Annotated in this window: 9 protein-coding genes; 2 read left to right on the top strand and 7 right to left on the bottom strand. The window is 29.4% G+C overall.

Going from position 1 to position 17023, the window contains the following annotated elements; translation table 11 throughout:
- Nucleotides 1-3: 3 nt before the first annotated feature.
- Together BVC87_RS07495 and BVC87_RS07490 are read right to left on the bottom strand one after the other, a co-directional pair.
- On the bottom strand, nucleotides 4-1254 hold the full coding sequence (locus BVC87_RS07495) for an efflux RND transporter periplasmic adaptor subunit (RefSeq protein WP_075341749.1): 1251 nt from the start codon (nucleotides 1252-1254) through the stop codon (nucleotides 4-6).
- 3 nt (nucleotides 1255-1257) lie between these two features.
- On the bottom strand, nucleotides 1258-2616 hold the full coding sequence (locus BVC87_RS07490) for a TolC family protein (RefSeq protein WP_075341748.1): 1359 nt from the start codon (nucleotides 2614-2616) through the stop codon (nucleotides 1258-1260).
- Between the two features lie 206 nt (nucleotides 2617-2822).
- Here BVC87_RS07490 and BVC87_RS07485 point away from each other — a divergent pair, with 206 nt between their 5' ends.
- Nucleotides 2823-4181, top strand: a complete 1359-nt coding sequence (locus tag BVC87_RS07485) for a sigma-54-dependent transcriptional regulator (protein ID WP_317041727.1) — start codon at nucleotides 2823-2825, stop codon at nucleotides 4179-4181.
- Between the two features lie 9 nt (nucleotides 4182-4190).
- Nucleotides 4191-5537: a sensor histidine kinase gene (locus BVC87_RS07480; protein WP_075341746.1), complete on the top strand. Its 1347-nt coding sequence runs from the start codon at nucleotides 4191-4193 to the stop codon at nucleotides 5535-5537.
- A gap of 121 nt (nucleotides 5538-5658) precedes the next feature.
- Here the strand turns inward: BVC87_RS07480 and BVC87_RS07475 are convergent, their stop codons facing one another.
- From BVC87_RS07475 to BVC87_RS07455, 5 genes are all read right to left on the bottom strand, one after another.
- A complete protein-coding gene (locus tag BVC87_RS07475; RefSeq protein WP_075341745.1) occupies nucleotides 5659-6378 on the bottom strand; it encodes a thioesterase II family protein in 720 nt (239 codons plus the stop codon).
- Nucleotides 6379-6391: 13 nt separating this feature from the next.
- The gene (locus BVC87_RS07470) at nucleotides 6392-7510 is read right to left on the bottom strand and encodes a glycosyltransferase family 9 protein (RefSeq protein ID WP_143569738.1); all 1119 of its coding nucleotides are present in this window, start codon (nucleotides 7508-7510) and stop codon (nucleotides 6392-6394) included.
- 450 nt (nucleotides 7511-7960) lie between these two features.
- Nucleotides 7961-10981: a cyclic peptide export ABC transporter gene (locus tag BVC87_RS07465; protein ID WP_159439334.1), complete on the bottom strand. Its 3021-nt coding sequence runs from the start codon at nucleotides 10979-10981 to the stop codon at nucleotides 7961-7963.
- A 123-nt stretch (nucleotides 10982-11104) separates the two neighbouring features.
- Nucleotides 11105-15814 carry a non-ribosomal peptide synthetase gene (locus tag BVC87_RS07460; RefSeq protein WP_075341742.1) on the bottom strand — a complete coding sequence of 1570 codons (4710 nt, stop codon included), beginning with the start codon at nucleotides 15812-15814 and terminating at the stop codon, nucleotides 11105-11107.
- Nucleotides 15811-17023, bottom strand: a 1213-nt coding sequence (locus BVC87_RS07455; RefSeq protein WP_143569737.1) for a non-ribosomal peptide synthetase, incomplete at its 5' end; no start/stop codon positions are given. The genes BVC87_RS07455 and BVC87_RS07460, both read right to left, overlap by 4 nt.

The following is a 17023-nucleotide window of genomic DNA, read 5'->3' as shown; positions in this document are numbered from 1 at the left end:
TGGTTATTTTAATATAATTTTTTCTGCATCTCCAAAATTTGAATAACTTGAAGTTATTACTTTTTCTCCTGATTGTAAACCTTCAATTAGTTCATAAAATCTTGAATTTTGTTTTCCAATTCTAATAGGTCGCTTCCAAGCAACCTCACCAGAAGGCTCTACTACAAAAATCCATTGCCCACCTGTACTCTGAAAAAAGCTTCCTTTAGGTAATAGTAAAGCCTTATTAGATTCGCCTAGCTGTAATTTAATACTATAACTCTGTCCCGTTCGTATTGTTTCTGGTTTTTCAGAAGTAAAAACTAAATCGACTTTAAACTTTCCGTTACGAACTTCAGGATATACTTTTCTTAATCGAAGTTCATAAGCTTTACCGTTTCGTTCTAAAATTCCTGTAAGATCTCTCTTTACACGATCTATATAATGCTCATCTATAGAAGCTTCAATCTTATAATTCGTTAATACATTAATCTGACCTATACGTTGTCCTTTATTAATACTTTGTCCAATTTCTGCATCTAAAAAACCTAACTGACCATCTGCAGGAGCACGAACATTTAAATGATCTATACGTTCATATACCATAGACAAAGTTTTACGCATTCTGGCTAAATCTGAATCTAAATCTTTTAACGAAGTGCTTCTTAAATTATCATCTTGCTCGGTTTGAATCTTTATAAGATCATACTGTTTTTTCGAAAAATCAAGATTTTCTTTAGCAACCAAATATTGTTCTTTAGAAATAAGACCATCATCATATAATGCTTTATTTTGCTCAAAACTCCTTTGATTTTTCTGAAGATCATACTGTAATTTAATAAGTTCTTTCCTACCTGAGACTTGTCTAGAATCAAATGTTAATTTTGTTGAACGTAAATCGTTTTGTTTCAAAGCTAAATTATTCTCACTTGCTAGAATTTGTTCATATAACTCCATATTTTCTAGTTGTAAAATAATATCCCCTTTTTTTACTGTAGCTCCTTCTTCAATAAATTTTTCTTTTACTCTTCCACCTTCATATGCATCCATATAAATAGTAGTAATAGGAGCTACAAAACCATTAATTGTTATATAATCATCAAATTTCCCTTGCTTAACTTGACCTATGGAAAGTTTGTCACGTTCAATTCTAAAAGTAGACGTTGAGCTATTAGTAATAAATTTCCAAATTAGAAATACTATTACTAAACTAAGTAATATAAACCCATAATGCTTTGGACGCAATCCTTTCTTTTTTTCTAATTGTATATCCATAATCTATTCGTTGTCTATAATGTTAAACACAGGAATTCCTTTATAGAAATCCAAAGTCTTTTTTTGAACTTTTAATTTAAATTTTACTTGTATATTTTTATTTTGAGCTGTAGCAAATAAATTTTTAGCTTGATTAAGCTCTAAAATACTAATTAAGCCTTTTTCATATCTCTTTTGAGCAATTTTAAAAGCATTTTCTGCAGAGACTTCACTTTGTTTTGATTGTTTGTATTCTATTAATGAAGCCTCATATGATCTAACAGCTTCTTGAATTGTATTATTAAGTATTTGCTTTTGTAATTTGAGATTATTAGTAGCTTTTGACAATGATATTTTCTTTTGTTTAATGTTTGAACGGCTACTCCAACGGTTACTTATTGGAATACTAATAGAAATACCAATATATTGAGAAGCATTATTATCTATTTGTGTTCTAAAAGGAATTACATTTCCTTGATCATTTACATTGGTTTCAAAATACCCTGTTTCATATCCTGCATACAATGATAAAGAAGGATATAGATCTCCTCTTGCCACAGCTATATCTTTTTCAGCTGCTTTTACTTTAAGTTCCTCTGATTGTATACTAGGAATAAACGTAAGTGCTTTTTGATAGACTGAATCTGCTTGAAATTTAGGTTGCTTTTCATAACTTTCTTCAAGAGCATTATGAAAAGAATTTATTGTTATATCTGTACTATTTTCAAGGTTCATTTCTTGCATTAACTTGAGTTTAGCTGCCTTTAAGTTGTTTTCATTTTGTATTTGCGTTAATTGATCTGAAATGAGTGCTGATTCTGACTCATATAAATCAGCCTTAGCTTTAAGTCCTAATTCTATTTGTCTTTTTATGAAATTGTAATTAGACTCTGATAAGTTAACTTGCTCCTTAGAAATATTTATTAATTCTTGATTAAATAGTACATCAAAAAAAGCGCTCATAACTCTAAAAGCTAATAAATACTTTTCCTGTTGCTTTCCTTTTTGAGTTGCTTTGTACAAAAAACGTGTTACAGTAATTGTATTCAGCTTTTTAAACCCTTGAAAAAGGTCAATTTGAGCATTTAATGAATAATTATTAGAGAAAAAATTAGATGTTGAAATTTGATTTGTATTTGGGTCAATAGAACGACCACCTCGAATATTATAACTAGCATCAGCACTTATTGTTGGGAACAATTCTCTGTAAGCTTGTCTATAGTTTTCTTTGTTTGAAGCTGTATCATATGTTAAATCATTAAGCTTTAAATTATGTTCTAGCGCATACTCAACGCAAGTATCTAATGTCCATTTTTCTTGTGCTAAAAGTGATAGTTGTAAACAAAGTAGTATTGCAATAGTTAGTTTATGTAATTTGTACATATTTAAAGATAATTATGCCAAATAGTAAGCGAATGCTATGCCAAAAAACATAAGTGATTGATTATTAACAATATAAAATTCAACTTAATAAAAAAACTAAGAAGACGTGTAAAATAACTATACAAATAGTGTAAAAAAATTTTACACTCATTTTATATCTAAATAATCAATTTGTATTTTTGATTACAGTAAAAAACTATTGAATTTTGGATGCAAAAATTCTCATAATCGACGATAATAAAAGTATTTTAAATGCTCTAGAAATTTTGCTTCAATTTGAATGTAAAGAAGTGCATACCATTAGTAATCCTAATCAAATTACTTCCTACCCAAATTTAGAAGAAATAGATGTTGTATTATTAGATATGAATTTTTCTGCAGGAATTAACTCAGGAAATGAAGGATTGTTTTGGTTAAATGAAATTAAAAAAAGAATTCCAGACCTTCCTGTTATTATGATGACTGCATATGGTTCCGTAGATTTGGCTGTACAAGCTCTTAAAAATGGAGCTGTAGACTTTGTTTTAAAACCATGGAATAATAGTAAGTTATTAGCCACTATAAAAGCTACTTATGAACTTCGTAAATCTAAAGCAAAAATTAATCAGCTAAAACAAAAAGAAAATAGACTAAAACAAGTTATTAATGAAAAAAGAAACACCATTGTTGGTAATTCTAAAGCAATACATGAAGTATTACAACTAACAGAAAAAATAGGAGCTACTGATGTTAGTGTTTTAATTACCGGAGAAAATGGGACTGGGAAAGAACTTATTGCAAGAGAACTTCATTATGCTTCTAAAAGAAATAATGAAGTATTTATAAATGTAGATGTTGGAACGATATCTGAAACACTTTTTGAAAGCGAGCTATTTGGCCATATTAAAGGTGCCTTTACAGATGCTAAAGAAGACAGAATAGGTAAATTTGAAGCTGCGAATGAAGGAACACTCTTCTTAGATGAAATTGGAAACCTATCGCTACAAATGCAAGCTAAATTGTTATCCGTTATAGAACAAAGGAAGGTCATTAAAGTAGGATCTAATGTTCCTATTCCAATTGATATACGATTAATATGCGCTACTAATTGTAATTTACATCAAATGGTAGCAGATGGACTTTTTAGAGAAGATTTATTGTATAGAATAAATACCATACAAATAGAAGTTCCTAGTTTACGAGAACGCGGTAATGATATTGTAGTTTTAGCTGAATTCTTTTTAAATAAGTTTGCTAAAAAATATGGAAAAGGAGTATTAAAGATAAATTCGCCAGGAAAAGAAAAGCTTAATTCATACCATTGGCCTGGTAATGTTAGAGAACTACAACATACAATGGAAAGAGCTGTTATTCTTAGTGAAGATACCATATTAAAACCTAATGATTTCTTATTATTACCTCCTCCTCAACATTCAATACAATTTGAAGCTAAAACTTTAAGAGAAGTTGAGGAACAAATGATTACTAATTCTATGCACAAACACAAAGGAAATTATACAGCCGTTGCAAATGAATTGGGAATTTCTAGACAAACATTATATAATAAAATTAAAAAAGCACAATAAAAGTAATAAATGGCAAGCAAGGTTTATTACATTCAAATTCTTTTACGAGTAGCTATAATCATAGCATTTGCCTTACTTTTTGCATTCTTGTGGAAAGAAGACTTTTTGTATTTTACTATAATTTGTGGTTTGCTTATACTTTTGCAAGGTTTTTTATTAATAAGGTACCTTAACAAAACCAATAGAAAAATAGCTTATTTCTTTGACTCTATTAGCAACAATGATTTTTCAGTTCATTTTTTAGAAGAAAAAGGTCCAGATTCTTTAAATGAACTTCATAAAAGTATTAATAAAGTTAAAAGCCTCATTAGAGAAACCCAGATTAGAAATAAAGAGCAAGAAAATTATTATCAAGAATTACTTAAAGAGATTAATATAGGTGTAATTACTATTAATAGAAAGGGTCACATTTTGTTTGTTAATCCTACTGCTAAACGTTTACTAAACACACCTCAATTAAACCATTTAAATCAATTGAAACGTGTAGATGAAAAATTATTTAATTTACTATCTACGCTTGAACCTTTTGAAAGAAAATTATTTCAACTTACTAACGAACGAGAAACTAAAAGCCTTGTTGTAAAAACTACTACCACATTATTAAATGAAGAAAGATTGAACTTAATTACTATCCAAGATATTAATAGTGAATTAAGTGAAAAAGAAACAGATTCTTGGATGAAATTAATTAGGGTATTAACACATGAAATCATGAATGCAATTGCTCCACTAAGCTCTATATCAGACTCAATATTAAATTATTATAAAAATAACAATACAGAAATTCCTTTTAATCAGATTACTGAACTTCATATCAAAAAAACAATAAAAGGATTAGAAATTATTAAAGAGCAAGGTGATAGTTTAGTTGATTTTGTGCATTCTTACAGAGATATATTGAATTTACCTATACCAGATAAAAGACCTGTAAACGTTCCCCAACTTATTGATGAAATAAAAGTTTTAACTTCTCAAGAAAAAGAATCTAAAGCGATTGTTTTTAATATAAAACATCTTTCAGGTGATTTTGATATTTTTGCTGATAAAAAACAGATTTCACAAACACTTATTAATCTTATTAAAAATGCAATACAATCTTTAGAAGGTAAAGAAGGTCCTGTAATTGAGATTATATCTGGTATAGAAAATGGTGATAAATTTATTAAGGTAAACGATAATGGAACTGGTATTCCTGCTGACTTGTTAGAACAGATATTTGTACCTTTCTTCACTACAAAGTCAAATGGATCTGGAATTGGCTTGAGTCTTTCAAGACAAATAATGCAAATGCATAGTGGCAATTTAACTGTGAATTCTATTCCTGATAAAGGAAGTTCTTTTACCTTAAAATTTTAATTAAAAAATCCTAAAAAAATGAGAATATTTTTTAGTTTAATTATAAAATCTCATTTTCTTAGGAAGTTTACTCTAAAATAAAAACCACTCTTTTTTATATTTACAAAGACTATTTATTTATCTAATGCTCTTTATATTGATCTTTGGAAAACATTTTATTTATAAGTCCAACTAATTTTTCTTGTTGATCATTTAGAAAAAAATGTCCACCAACAAATGGGTATAAATGACATTTTGCATGAGTATGTTCCTTCCATCCTTCACATTTTCCTTTCGTTAGTTCATCTTCCGTTCCAAAAAAGACTGTAATATCTTGATTTAAAGGAGACGTGTTATCTAATTTTATTTGCTCTTCAGCTAATTTAAAATCGTTTTTTAATAAAGGTAAAAAAATCTCCATCAATTCTGGGTTTTCAAAAAACTCGGAAGGAGTTCCTCCTAAATTAAGCACTTCTTTTTTAAAGTCTATATCATTTAATAAACTGAATTTCTTTGCATCAGAACGTAAATGAGGGGCACTTGAACCTGAAAAGAAAATATGTAATGGAGAGGGAAATTGTAATGCTCTAATTTTTTGTACTAGTTCATAAGCTATTAAAGCTCCTAAGCTATGGCCAAAAATCATATACGGATTATTATTTAGAATATCTTCTTTAATCATAGAAAGAGTATCTTCTACAGCTTCCCCTCTATTTTCATATAATTCATCAAACATACGATTTCCTCTTCCTGATAATTCCAATGGAACAAATTCAATTTGAGGATTCAAATAAGCTGTCCAACTGCTAAATATTTTGGAAGTTCCTCCTGCGTAAGGAAGACAGTATAGTTTTGTTTTCAATTGGTGTTTTTAATTAATAATGTTCTACTTCAATTAATAAACTAGGTGTAACCTTATCCATTAGATCTGTGGCTGTTATTAATTTTGTATCATCTAGTTTTTGATTTAAATGGATATCTTTTTCATATAAAAATTCATAATCGATAATATTATCTTGGTCTTCTATATCAGATAAATGAATTAATTCTCCAACTCCTTTCATTTTTAGCACACAATCTACAAGGTCATTCTTACCCCACCAATAATTGGTTCCATATGCCGATCCCATGTCTTCAAAATTTCCTTTATAAACGAGTATCAAAGGCGCTTTCTTATCTTTAGATACATTATAAATTCCAGAAGCACAATGCATCATTCCTGTACATGGTCCTATAATTGCTTTTACATTATTTCCTGCCATTAAGGATATATCTTCTCTAAGTGATGTTTCTGCCACGAATAGTATTCTATCTAGCATTTCTTCATTGAGATACTCTTTAAAATGTGAACGTTTCCCTACGTTCTTTACATCGTAAATTAATATTTTTGTATCTTGTTTTTCTAATATTAACTTGATTAGATTTATAAACTCTCCCTCCTTAATTACCTTTCCATCTAAAGCACTACTATCATTAATTATAACTAACATATCATCTTTTTTCACTCCTTTCTCTGCTAGATATGTATTTGCCCAGTCTATTTCTTCTTTACTTAGGTGAACTTTATTCTTATGACAATCTAGTCTAATATCCTGATCGAATTTCATACCTACTAATTCCAATAATACAGGAAAAAATACTTTTACGTCTTCAGCATAAGAAAATGAACTAATAGAAAACATAATAGTATCTATTTTACGACTAAATAATTTATAATACTTACTAACTATATGATTTGCAATTTCTGTTTCTCTTTCAGACAGAAAAACCACACAATCATACTCATCATAAGGTACTTCTTTATACTGCTTTAATTCAAGGCTTCTAAGTTCAGGAGAATTCAAAGCTAATTCAACTACTCTAGAATCTGATGAAGTAAAATGAATTTCTGCATTTGGAAAAAACTGTTGCAACAATCTAAATTGAGAAGTATGACGTAATGCTCCTCCTACAAAAAAGGTTTCAAAATCAAAAAAAATAAGTACAGAGTTCATTTTCTCTCTATTAAATTTTTTCGATTGCTTTTTTAAATAGTTTTTTAATAGTTGTTTTTTTATGAATTGTAGCATAATTTTTAAATATAAGGTTGATAAATTTTAAGGGTATTCTGTTTTGATTTTAAAGATATAATCTATCTTATCTTTTTTCTAAATTTAGTAGAAAGTATTATAAATTAGTACAACACTATCATTCATAAGTATTATTAAAGTAAGCTCTGAAGTAATTCTAATACTTTGGAATTTAAAAATACTAAATCAATAATAGTATTCTATCAATAAAATTTTTAGACAGATTTATTCAGTTTATCTCCAGTGATGGAAATATTTATATTATAAATTTATTAATGTAGTATTCTTTGTTTAAATACTTGTTTTATATCTTGAGTTGATTTTAATGTTTTTCTTTTTTATAATTTTTAGTAATATACATAACGATTAATATTTTTAATTCATGCTTTGATTTATAATATAAAGCGGATCTAAAGTTTCTATTTCACCTCTATCAAGTTTCACTACTTTATCTGCTACATCAAAATAATGATCATCATGAGTAATTGCAATAACAATTTTTCCTAATGCCCTCATTTCTGGCAATAAACTTCTATAAAAGAAATTCCTATATTCAGGATCTTGATCTGCAGCCCATTCATCAAATAGATATATTGGTGAATCTTCTAAATAACATTGTAATAAAGCTAATCTTTTTCGTTGTCCACTAGATAAATGAATAGTATTATACTTTCCGTTTACAATTTGAACCTTATGATCGAGGTTTAATACTTTCAGATATTTATCTATTGCATCTTGTTTTTCATTTGTATTAATATTATACAACTTTTCAAAAAGATATGCTGGATTAAATACTGATGAAAAATACTCACTTAGTTCATGGCCTTTGTGTATTTTATTATTGAGTAAAATTTGACCGCTATGAGATTCATATAGCCCTGTTAACATCTTTGCTAATGTTGTTTTTCCACTTCCATTTCCTCCAATAATAAAGAATATTTCACCGCTTTTAATTTTTAAATTAATTGGTCCAACACTAAAGCCTTCTTTTTCTCCTTCTGGAATTGGATATTGATATGTAATATTTTTTGCCTCCAACACATAATCCTTTGCGATTAGTTTTTCAGGAATTACAGAAAGATCTATATTCTCAGGGATTTCCTGAGTAAACTTTTGAACACGATCCCAAGCTATACGTAAATTCATAAGACTAGGTATACTACTTAGGATTCCATTTACTGGAGCAATTAGATATAAAAATACAACAACAAAGTTCATTACCGTATGTGCTTTTACACTTGGGAAAACTTCAGACATACTTATAGAAACTAACCCAAGTAAAATTACTAATTGAGATTCTCCTACCATAAAAGCATTAGTAAATTTTATATCAGCTGTAGTCATCTTATCTCTAAATTCCGCTGCACTCTCTCCTATATCTCCTCTATACTCTATTTTTTTATTACGATGTAGACTTAATTCTTTGAAACCATCTATCATTCCATTTACTAAACGCATGAAATCATCTCTTGAATTACGAGCTTCTTCAAAATAAGGGTTCACATTTTTACTTACTATGTAGTATAATGTGGCTATGGAAACAATAATAAAAATGGCTACAATAGTTGCCCAAAACGCTAAAGAAGCAAGATAAATAAAGGCACCTACCGCTGTAATAAAACTGGTAATTAATAAAATAATTTCATTAATAGAGCCCCCAATGGTATTTACATCATCATTTAATGCTGTGTAAACACGTCCTCTATCGATTCCCTCAAATTTTTCATACGAAGCAGAAAATATTTTATTCACCAATCGTATACGTAAATCATATACTATACTTCTAGTGATTTTTGTTAAACTTATTTGAACAAATCTTCTTCCAAATAAATATACAGCAACTATTAGTCCGAAATAAAGAAACATGTATTTCATATTAATATTTGAACCTACAAAAGCCGTTACCATAACAATTACCAACACATTAGCTAATCCTGATAAAACGGTCATTAGTAAAATCATAGGAGCTTTTTGTTTTAACGAATCTTTATTCGGGAAAAATAATGACAAACCATAGGCTAAAAAGCTTACTCCCACAGCAATTAAGAGTAAGATAATTAATATTTTAAAACTCTCTGGCATCCATACAAGTATAGCTTCCCATGTAAAATTCACTAATGCTTTCGGAAATATATATAACGCATATAAAAATGGAACAACTAAAATGAAAGTTCCTAAAATCTTATATAATTTTTTAACTGATATATTTTCAAACGAACGTTTCTTATTAAATACATCTATAAAAATCATAGTTAAAAATGCCATCACAATAAGAATATAAAATCCTATAGCTATAGATATACCAGAATATGTTTTGTCTCCCCCATCAGCAGGCTTATAATCTTTTTCTATACTTTCTTCAGCTAAATGCTTCATTATTTTATTACCTATATAGGTGGTATAATTACTATTAGAGTTAGCCATTACGGCTACAGCTATTTTTTCTTCTGGTCTAAATGTGATATATGAACTAAAATTTGGGTTAAGTCCGTTATGGAAAATTTCCCCTGTTCCGTCAAGATTTATTTCCCATCCTCGAGCATAAGACGACATATTATGAAGTGCGACAGAGGCATCTCGTTGATGTGTAATCTTTGCTTCACTGTATAATGGATTTGGAGTCATTCCCATTTGAAACTTTAGCCATTTCATTACGTCTTTAGCATCAGAAATAACATATCCTGCTGCATTATTCCCTTTATATTTAGGAGCGCTATAAGGACGAGCTTGTAAAAAACCTATTTTATATCCTTGTGCTTTAGTTGCGTTCTTTTTTACCTCTCCAATACTAGTTTCTTTTAAACCTAAAGCATCAATAACATACGTCTGCATATACTTTTCAAAGGATATTCCTGTAACCTTTTGTATAATTAATGCTAGAATATCATAGTTAATTGTGGCATACTGAAATTCTTTTCCTGGAGGAGTATCTAATTCTTCTCCTATAAGTTTTTTGATAGTTTGTTCTAATGCATTTTTATCATTAGACTCAGGAATTTCAGCGATGGTTTCCCAAGGAATTCCACTAGTATGATGTAGTACTTGTCGGAGTTTTATTCGAATCGATTTTCCTTTATATGTTGTTGAGAACCATGGAAGATAGTCTGACACATAACTATCCAGATTTATTTTTCCTTGCTTTTCAAGTATTGTTAACGCTAAAGCTGTAAAAGCCTTACTGCAAGAACCTAGCTCAAATTTTGTAGAGGCTGTTACTGGGATTTGCTTTTCCTCATTAGCATAACCAAAGCTTTTGATACTATATTGATTTCCTTTTATAAGCACAATACTCAATCCAGGAATATCTCCATAATTCATTAATTCTAAGATTTGCTCTTCAAATGCTACATCGAGTAATTTTGTAGACTTATCAGATGGTTCTTTTTTGTATTCCATACTGAATAGCATCAGTGGAAATAAAAGTAAGAACATCACTTTTTTTATAGATGTACATTGCATGCTTAAAATGTATTAGCAATATTTAGTTAAGATTTGTTATAAAATTGACAGTGTAGAAAGTTATAACCATTCTTCTTTTACTTGAAAATATGGTTCTTTTGATAGTATTTCTAATACTACATTTTCATTCTCTTTATTCAATATTTCATAATGACTGGCTTCAATAAAGGTATGAACAATATCATTACGTGTATGTTTTTTCCAATCTTGCATGGAAGCAGAAACAGCATTCCTTGTTGCTTCTATAGTTAAAATGCGACTTTTTATCTTTCCTTTCACTTTATAATTATCTAATAGATTTAGATTATGTTTCATCAATCGTTTGATACGTTCTGAATTATTCAACGTGGTGCTTAACCAAAAAGATAATTCCTTTTCTAAAAGTTTATCAATTTGCAACATATTACTTTTAGAAACTTTTTGATTGTATACTCCTCTATCAATAAATACTAAACATATCTGATCATGCTCTTTTTCTAAGATTTTTGCCATCTCAAAAGCAATAGGAACTCCCATAGAATATCCTACTAAAGAAATAGACTCTTTAATATTCATTGCTTTTAACTCAGCTATAAATGTTTTAGCAATAGCTTTGATGGATGTATCAAAAGTTTCTTCTGTATCAAAACCTTTATATTGGAATCCATAAGCATTATATTCCTTGTCCATTTTCATTGCTAAACTCTTGAAAATTGTAGAAGAACCCAATATTGGAGGTATAAAAAAGATGTTTGGTAAGCCTTCAACTTCATTATTCAATTTAAGCAATAATGTTTTTTCTTTTTGTTCTCCAAGAATCAATTCTGATAGTTCTTTAATCGTTGGAGCACTAAAAATATCTCTAAGCGTAATCTCTCCTCCTATTTCTTTATAAATTGCAGATACTATTTGCATCGCTTTTAGTGAATCTCCTCCTATTTCAAAGAAATTATCATCTGTACTAATCCCTGAAAACTTAAGATATTTTTCCCATATATCTAATAATTTCTTTTCTGTGCTATTAACTGGTGTAATTTTAATTCGCTTTTGTATATGTCTTCTTGCTCTTCTTTGTAGTTCTTTTCTATCTACCTCTCCAGTAATGGTAATAGGAAGACGTTCCAAATTTCTATAATAAGTAGGTACTATATAACCCGCTACCTTTTCTTTTAAAAGTTTTTTTAATTCTAAATCAATGGAAATATCTTGTGATAAAATTTCTGGTGTAGGTAATGCTTTAACATCAATTTTACCATTAATTGTTTTAGGAAATTCTTTGATATTGGTATAATACCTTGGAATCATATAATGTGGTAACTTCTCTTTTATAAAGTTACGAATAGTATCACCACTTAATTCTTTTTCAGAAATATAATATGTTACCAAATGATTCTTCTGCTCTGAATCTTTTTTAACTACCGTAATGCACTGTTTTATTGCTTCAAGTTTAGCTATACTAATATTCACTTCATTCGGTTCTACTCTATATCCTCTTATTTTTACTTGATTATCTTTTCTTCCACAGAATTCTAATGTTCCATCCATTGTCCAACGGGCAAGATCTCCAGTCTTGTAACATCTGCCTTCTCCGAAAGGGTTTGAAATAAAACTTTTTCGAGTTTCTGTTTCTTTATTAATATAACCTCTTGCTATTCCTGGTCCTGCAAGATATATTTCTCCAATAGAGCCTACGGGTAATAATTGTTCATTATTATCTACTATATATACTGCATAGTTTGCTATTGGGCTTCCAATGTTACTGGCTGAACTATGTACCAAACCAAAAGTAGCACATACCGTGGCCTCAGTTGGTCCATAAGTATTATAGAAATTCGTGTGATTGATAAGTTTGTTTATGTATGATAGCTGAAGTGCATCTCCTCCACTGATCATAGTTTTAGGGAAACGGTTCAGCTCTTCATATCTTAAATTCAACTCATTAATTACTAAAGGAGTAGTACTTAACAACGTAACTTCTTTTTCATTAATTGCCTGTATTATACCGTCAATATCACTACCTCCTTTGGGAATAATTACCAACGTTCCTCCTGCACATAAAGTTGGAAATATTTCTTCTATAGAAGTATCAAAAGAAATAGATGATTGTTGAATAACAACGTCTGTGTCTTTAATATCAAAATATTTTGTGAATGTTTGTACATAATCCGATACTGATTGATGCTCAACCATTACACCTTTAGGAGTGCCTGTTGAACCAGATGTATAACAAATGTAACAGAGATCAGATAATGATATAGTCTGTTCTTTATCCCAAAGATCATATATTGGTTCCTCTTCTATACTTTCATAAAATATTGTAGTTACCTTTTCAGAAATTTTGGGTATTACTATACTCTCATCTACAATTAACCATTGTATAGCTGCATCATCAACCATATAAGAAATCCTATCTTCTGGATACTCTGCATCAATCGGAACAAAAATGGCGCCTACTTTAAGTATTGCTAACATAGCTACGATCATTTTCTCAGATCTTCCTGTCATGATACCAATAGTACTTCCTTTACGTACGCCACATCCAACTTTTAAATACGTTGCAAGTTTATCTACTTTACTCTGTAACTCTTTATATGTAACTTCTCTTTCTTCTATCTTAATAGCAATATTATGCTTGTAATTTTGAACTGCTTGATCAAACAACTCATCTACTCTATAAATGACATTAGGAAAACTTGGTTCTGAATTTATATACCTTTTTTCTCGAGAATCAATATTTTCATTTTTAATCTCTTTATTTTTTAACTCCTCTTCATTTTTCACATAATATGCAACTAAATGATCTACACCTTCCTCGTCTTTTTCTATAATTACTGCTGCGTTTTTGATTCTTGAGTGTTCTATTAAAATATTTTCTATTTCACTTAATCTTTTATCTGATTCATATATACGTTTTTGAGTATTTCGACCTTCTAAAAATTTTACTTTTCCTTCTTCATTCCAACACCCAACATCTCCCGTTTTATATATTTCTTGATTATTTTCTAACCAATATGGATTAGAAATAAATTTCTCGGTAATTAATTCATCTTGATTTAAATATTCTTTTACCGAGCCCATCACTCCAATTGCTATCTCTCCTGGAATTCCTTTTGGTAATAATTGATTATTTGAATCAATAATATATAATTTCAAATTAGCGATTGGCTCCCTAAAAGAACTGATAATATCGTTTATTTCAACTTTATATTTCTCAACTAAATCATAATTCTTAGAAGTGTTGTTAAAAGTATCTAAGATTTCTAACTGTTCTCTATGCGATAATAAAGTTATTTCATTTAATTTTCTATTTGGGGTTTTTAAAATATCTGTTAACAGTATTTCTATATGCTTTACCATTCTTAGTATTTTCGCCTTAAAGAAAATACTTTTATCATAATTTATATGAACAACTAATGCTCCTAGATTATTTTTTATAAAAGAGAAAGAAAGATCAAATTTATTCACATCTTCTTCCAAACTAGTTATCTTTTGTGAAGACTTATTTCTTTGTTTTTGAGATACTGAATGATCTGTTATATCATTATATGAAACCATTACATCAAATAATGGATTTCTATTTATATCTCTGTCCAAATTCAACTCATCAACTAATAGATCGAAAGGATAATATTGATGCTCATACCCTCCTATCATTACCTTACCTACATTTTCTAGTGATTCTATAAAAGTATCTGTAGCTTTAAATGTAGATCGGAAAACAATAGTATTGCTATAATATCCAACCTGATCTTCTAATTCTGGATGATCTCTTCCTGTAACTGGTGTACCAAGAATAATATCTGTTTGATTGGTATAGCGGTAAAACAATGTATTCAGCATAGTAACTAACACCATAAATAAAGTGGTTCCATGCTCATTTCCTAATTCTATTAAATCTTCTACTTGACTAGCTGGAATAGTATAACTAACACTTGCTCCTTCATAACTCTTAACTTTTCCTCTTTTTCTATCCAATGGTAAATCTAAAACTGGAATTTCTCCAGATAGTTTATTCTTCCAATACTTACGAGAAACATCGAGTTTACCTAACTTTAATTGTCCATTTTGCCAATGTGAGTAGTCTTTATATTGAATTCTTAATGGTTGTAATTGTAGTAAAGCTTTATTAGCATAATGATCATAAAAAAGCTTCAAATCATGCTGTAATACCTTTGATGACCATCCATCTGTAACAATATGATGTAAAATAAAGATAAAAACTACACTACCATCTGTTTTTTCAATTATAGACGCTCTTACAGCAGAACGAGTTAAATCGAAAGGGAAGAATGTCTCTTCTCTAATAAAGGTATTTAATTCCTCATTACTCTTTTTATTATGAATTATCTCAAACTTAAATTCATCAATCGATTCAACAACTTGCATCGGTTTCCCTTGTATCATCTGAATTGTTGTACGCAATACTTCATGTCGTTCAATTAAAGCTATAATTGATTTTTTAAACGCTCCAATATCAAGCTCTTTAAAAGTATGTATTAGCGGTACATTGTAAATTCCTTTTGTCTCTACTAACTGATCCAACACCCATAATCTTCTTTGAGCGTGTGATAGCTCATAATATTCTTTTTTTGAAACAATAGGAATGGTGTTGTTATCATCTTTTACTTTCTTAAAAAATGCTAATATCTCTTCCTTTTTATCCTTAATTTCCTGAATAATATCCGGTGTTAAAGCTTGTCGTTCAGCAGTAATATCTAACTGATCACCAGTAACAGAAATGATAATATTATTGTTGGTTCTTAAGTCCGTTATAAATTTGTCTATTTTCATATCGTTATTTTAATCACATCTGATCCATTTTCTAAAACTTCATCACCTATTTGGGTCATTGTGATAATGTAATCTGAGATTTCTTTTATTGTTGGTTTTTCAAAAACATCTTTAAGGTTTATAGTTACCTCTAGCTCTTTATATACTTGATTCACCATAACCGTAGCTTTTAAAGAGTGTCCGCCTAGTTCAAAAAAGCTGCGCTCAACACTAATCAAGTTCTCTTCTATAGCTAAAACATCACTCCAGATCTTAATTAAAGTTTCTTCTGTAGCATTAGAAGCACCAACATAATGATCTTCTATATCTAATCTTGGATGTGGTAAATTCTTACGATCTACCTTTCCATTCACGGTGATCGGTAAGGCATCTAAATGCACATAATAACTAGGTAGCATATACTCCGGCAGCTTGCCTTGCAGAAAAGAACGTAACGCTGATGAGTCTATCGATGTTTCTGATACATAATAGCCTACCAAATGCTTGTCTTGATTTTGCTCTACAACATTTACTACTACATCTCTAATACTTGGGTAACCTAACACTTGATTCTCTATCTCTCCTAACTCTATCCTAAAACCTCTAAGCTTAACCTGGCTATCTATACGACCTAAAAACTCTAAATTACCATCTTCTAACCAACGAGCTAAATCACCTGTACGATACAAGCGTTCTCCTTCCTTAAAAGGGTGAACTATAAATTTCTCTGATGTTAACTCCGCTCTGTTGATATAACCCTGCGATAAACCTGAGCCTCCTATGCATAACTCACCGATAACTCCTCTCGGAACTAGATTACCTTCTTTATTTAAAATGTAAACACTTGTATTGGCTATTGGTTTTCCTATAGGTAAACTACTATACGTTTTATCTTTTGTAAAAATATGGCTTGTGGTAACTACCGTATTTTCGGTAGGACCATAGTTATTTACTAAGCTATAGTTTGTAGCTTCTATAGATTTTAATGCGTCTCCTCCTGTTAATAAAAAACGTAGTGAACTATTCTCTAATCTAATAAAATGTTCACATAATTGTGTAGGTAAAAATGCAATAGTAATATCATGTGTCTCAAAATAGCTATTAAGCTTTGCTACATCATACTTTATTGCATCTTCTAAGATATGTAGTGTAGCACCTTTAATAAGATAAGGGAAAATCTCCCATACGGAAGCATCAAAGCCTAAACCGGCATATTTTGTACTATTATCA

It is taken from the genome of Tenacibaculum agarivorans, from assembly GCF_001936575.1.
GTDB classification, from domain to species: domain Bacteria; phylum Bacteroidota; class Bacteroidia; order Flavobacteriales; family Flavobacteriaceae; genus Polaribacter; species Polaribacter agarivorans.
This window is presented reverse-complemented; position numbering and strand designations above follow the sequence as displayed.

Bases quoted from the DNA above. Each gene is read 5' to 3' on its own strand.
- BVC87_RS07490 (WP_075341748.1), bottom strand. From the start codon at position 2,616: ATGTACAAATTACATAAACTAACTATTGCAATACTACTTTGTTTACAA.
- BVC87_RS07460 (WP_075341742.1), bottom strand. From the start codon at position 15,814: ATGAAAATAGACAAATTTATAACGGACTTAAGAACCAACAATAATATT.
- BVC87_RS07465 (WP_159439334.1), bottom strand. From the start codon at position 10,981: ATGGAATACAAAAAAGAACCATCTGATAAGTCTACAAAATTACTCGAT.
- BVC87_RS07470 (WP_143569738.1), bottom strand. From the start codon at position 7,510: ATGAACTCTGTACTTATTTTTTTTGATTTTGAAACCTTTTTTGTAGGA.
- BVC87_RS07495 (WP_075341749.1), bottom strand. From the start codon at position 1,254: ATGGATATACAATTAGAAAAAAAGAAAGGATTGCGTCCAAAGCATTAT.
- BVC87_RS07480 (WP_075341746.1), top strand. From the start codon at position 4,191: ATGGCAAGCAAGGTTTATTACATTCAAATTCTTTTACGAGTAGCTATA.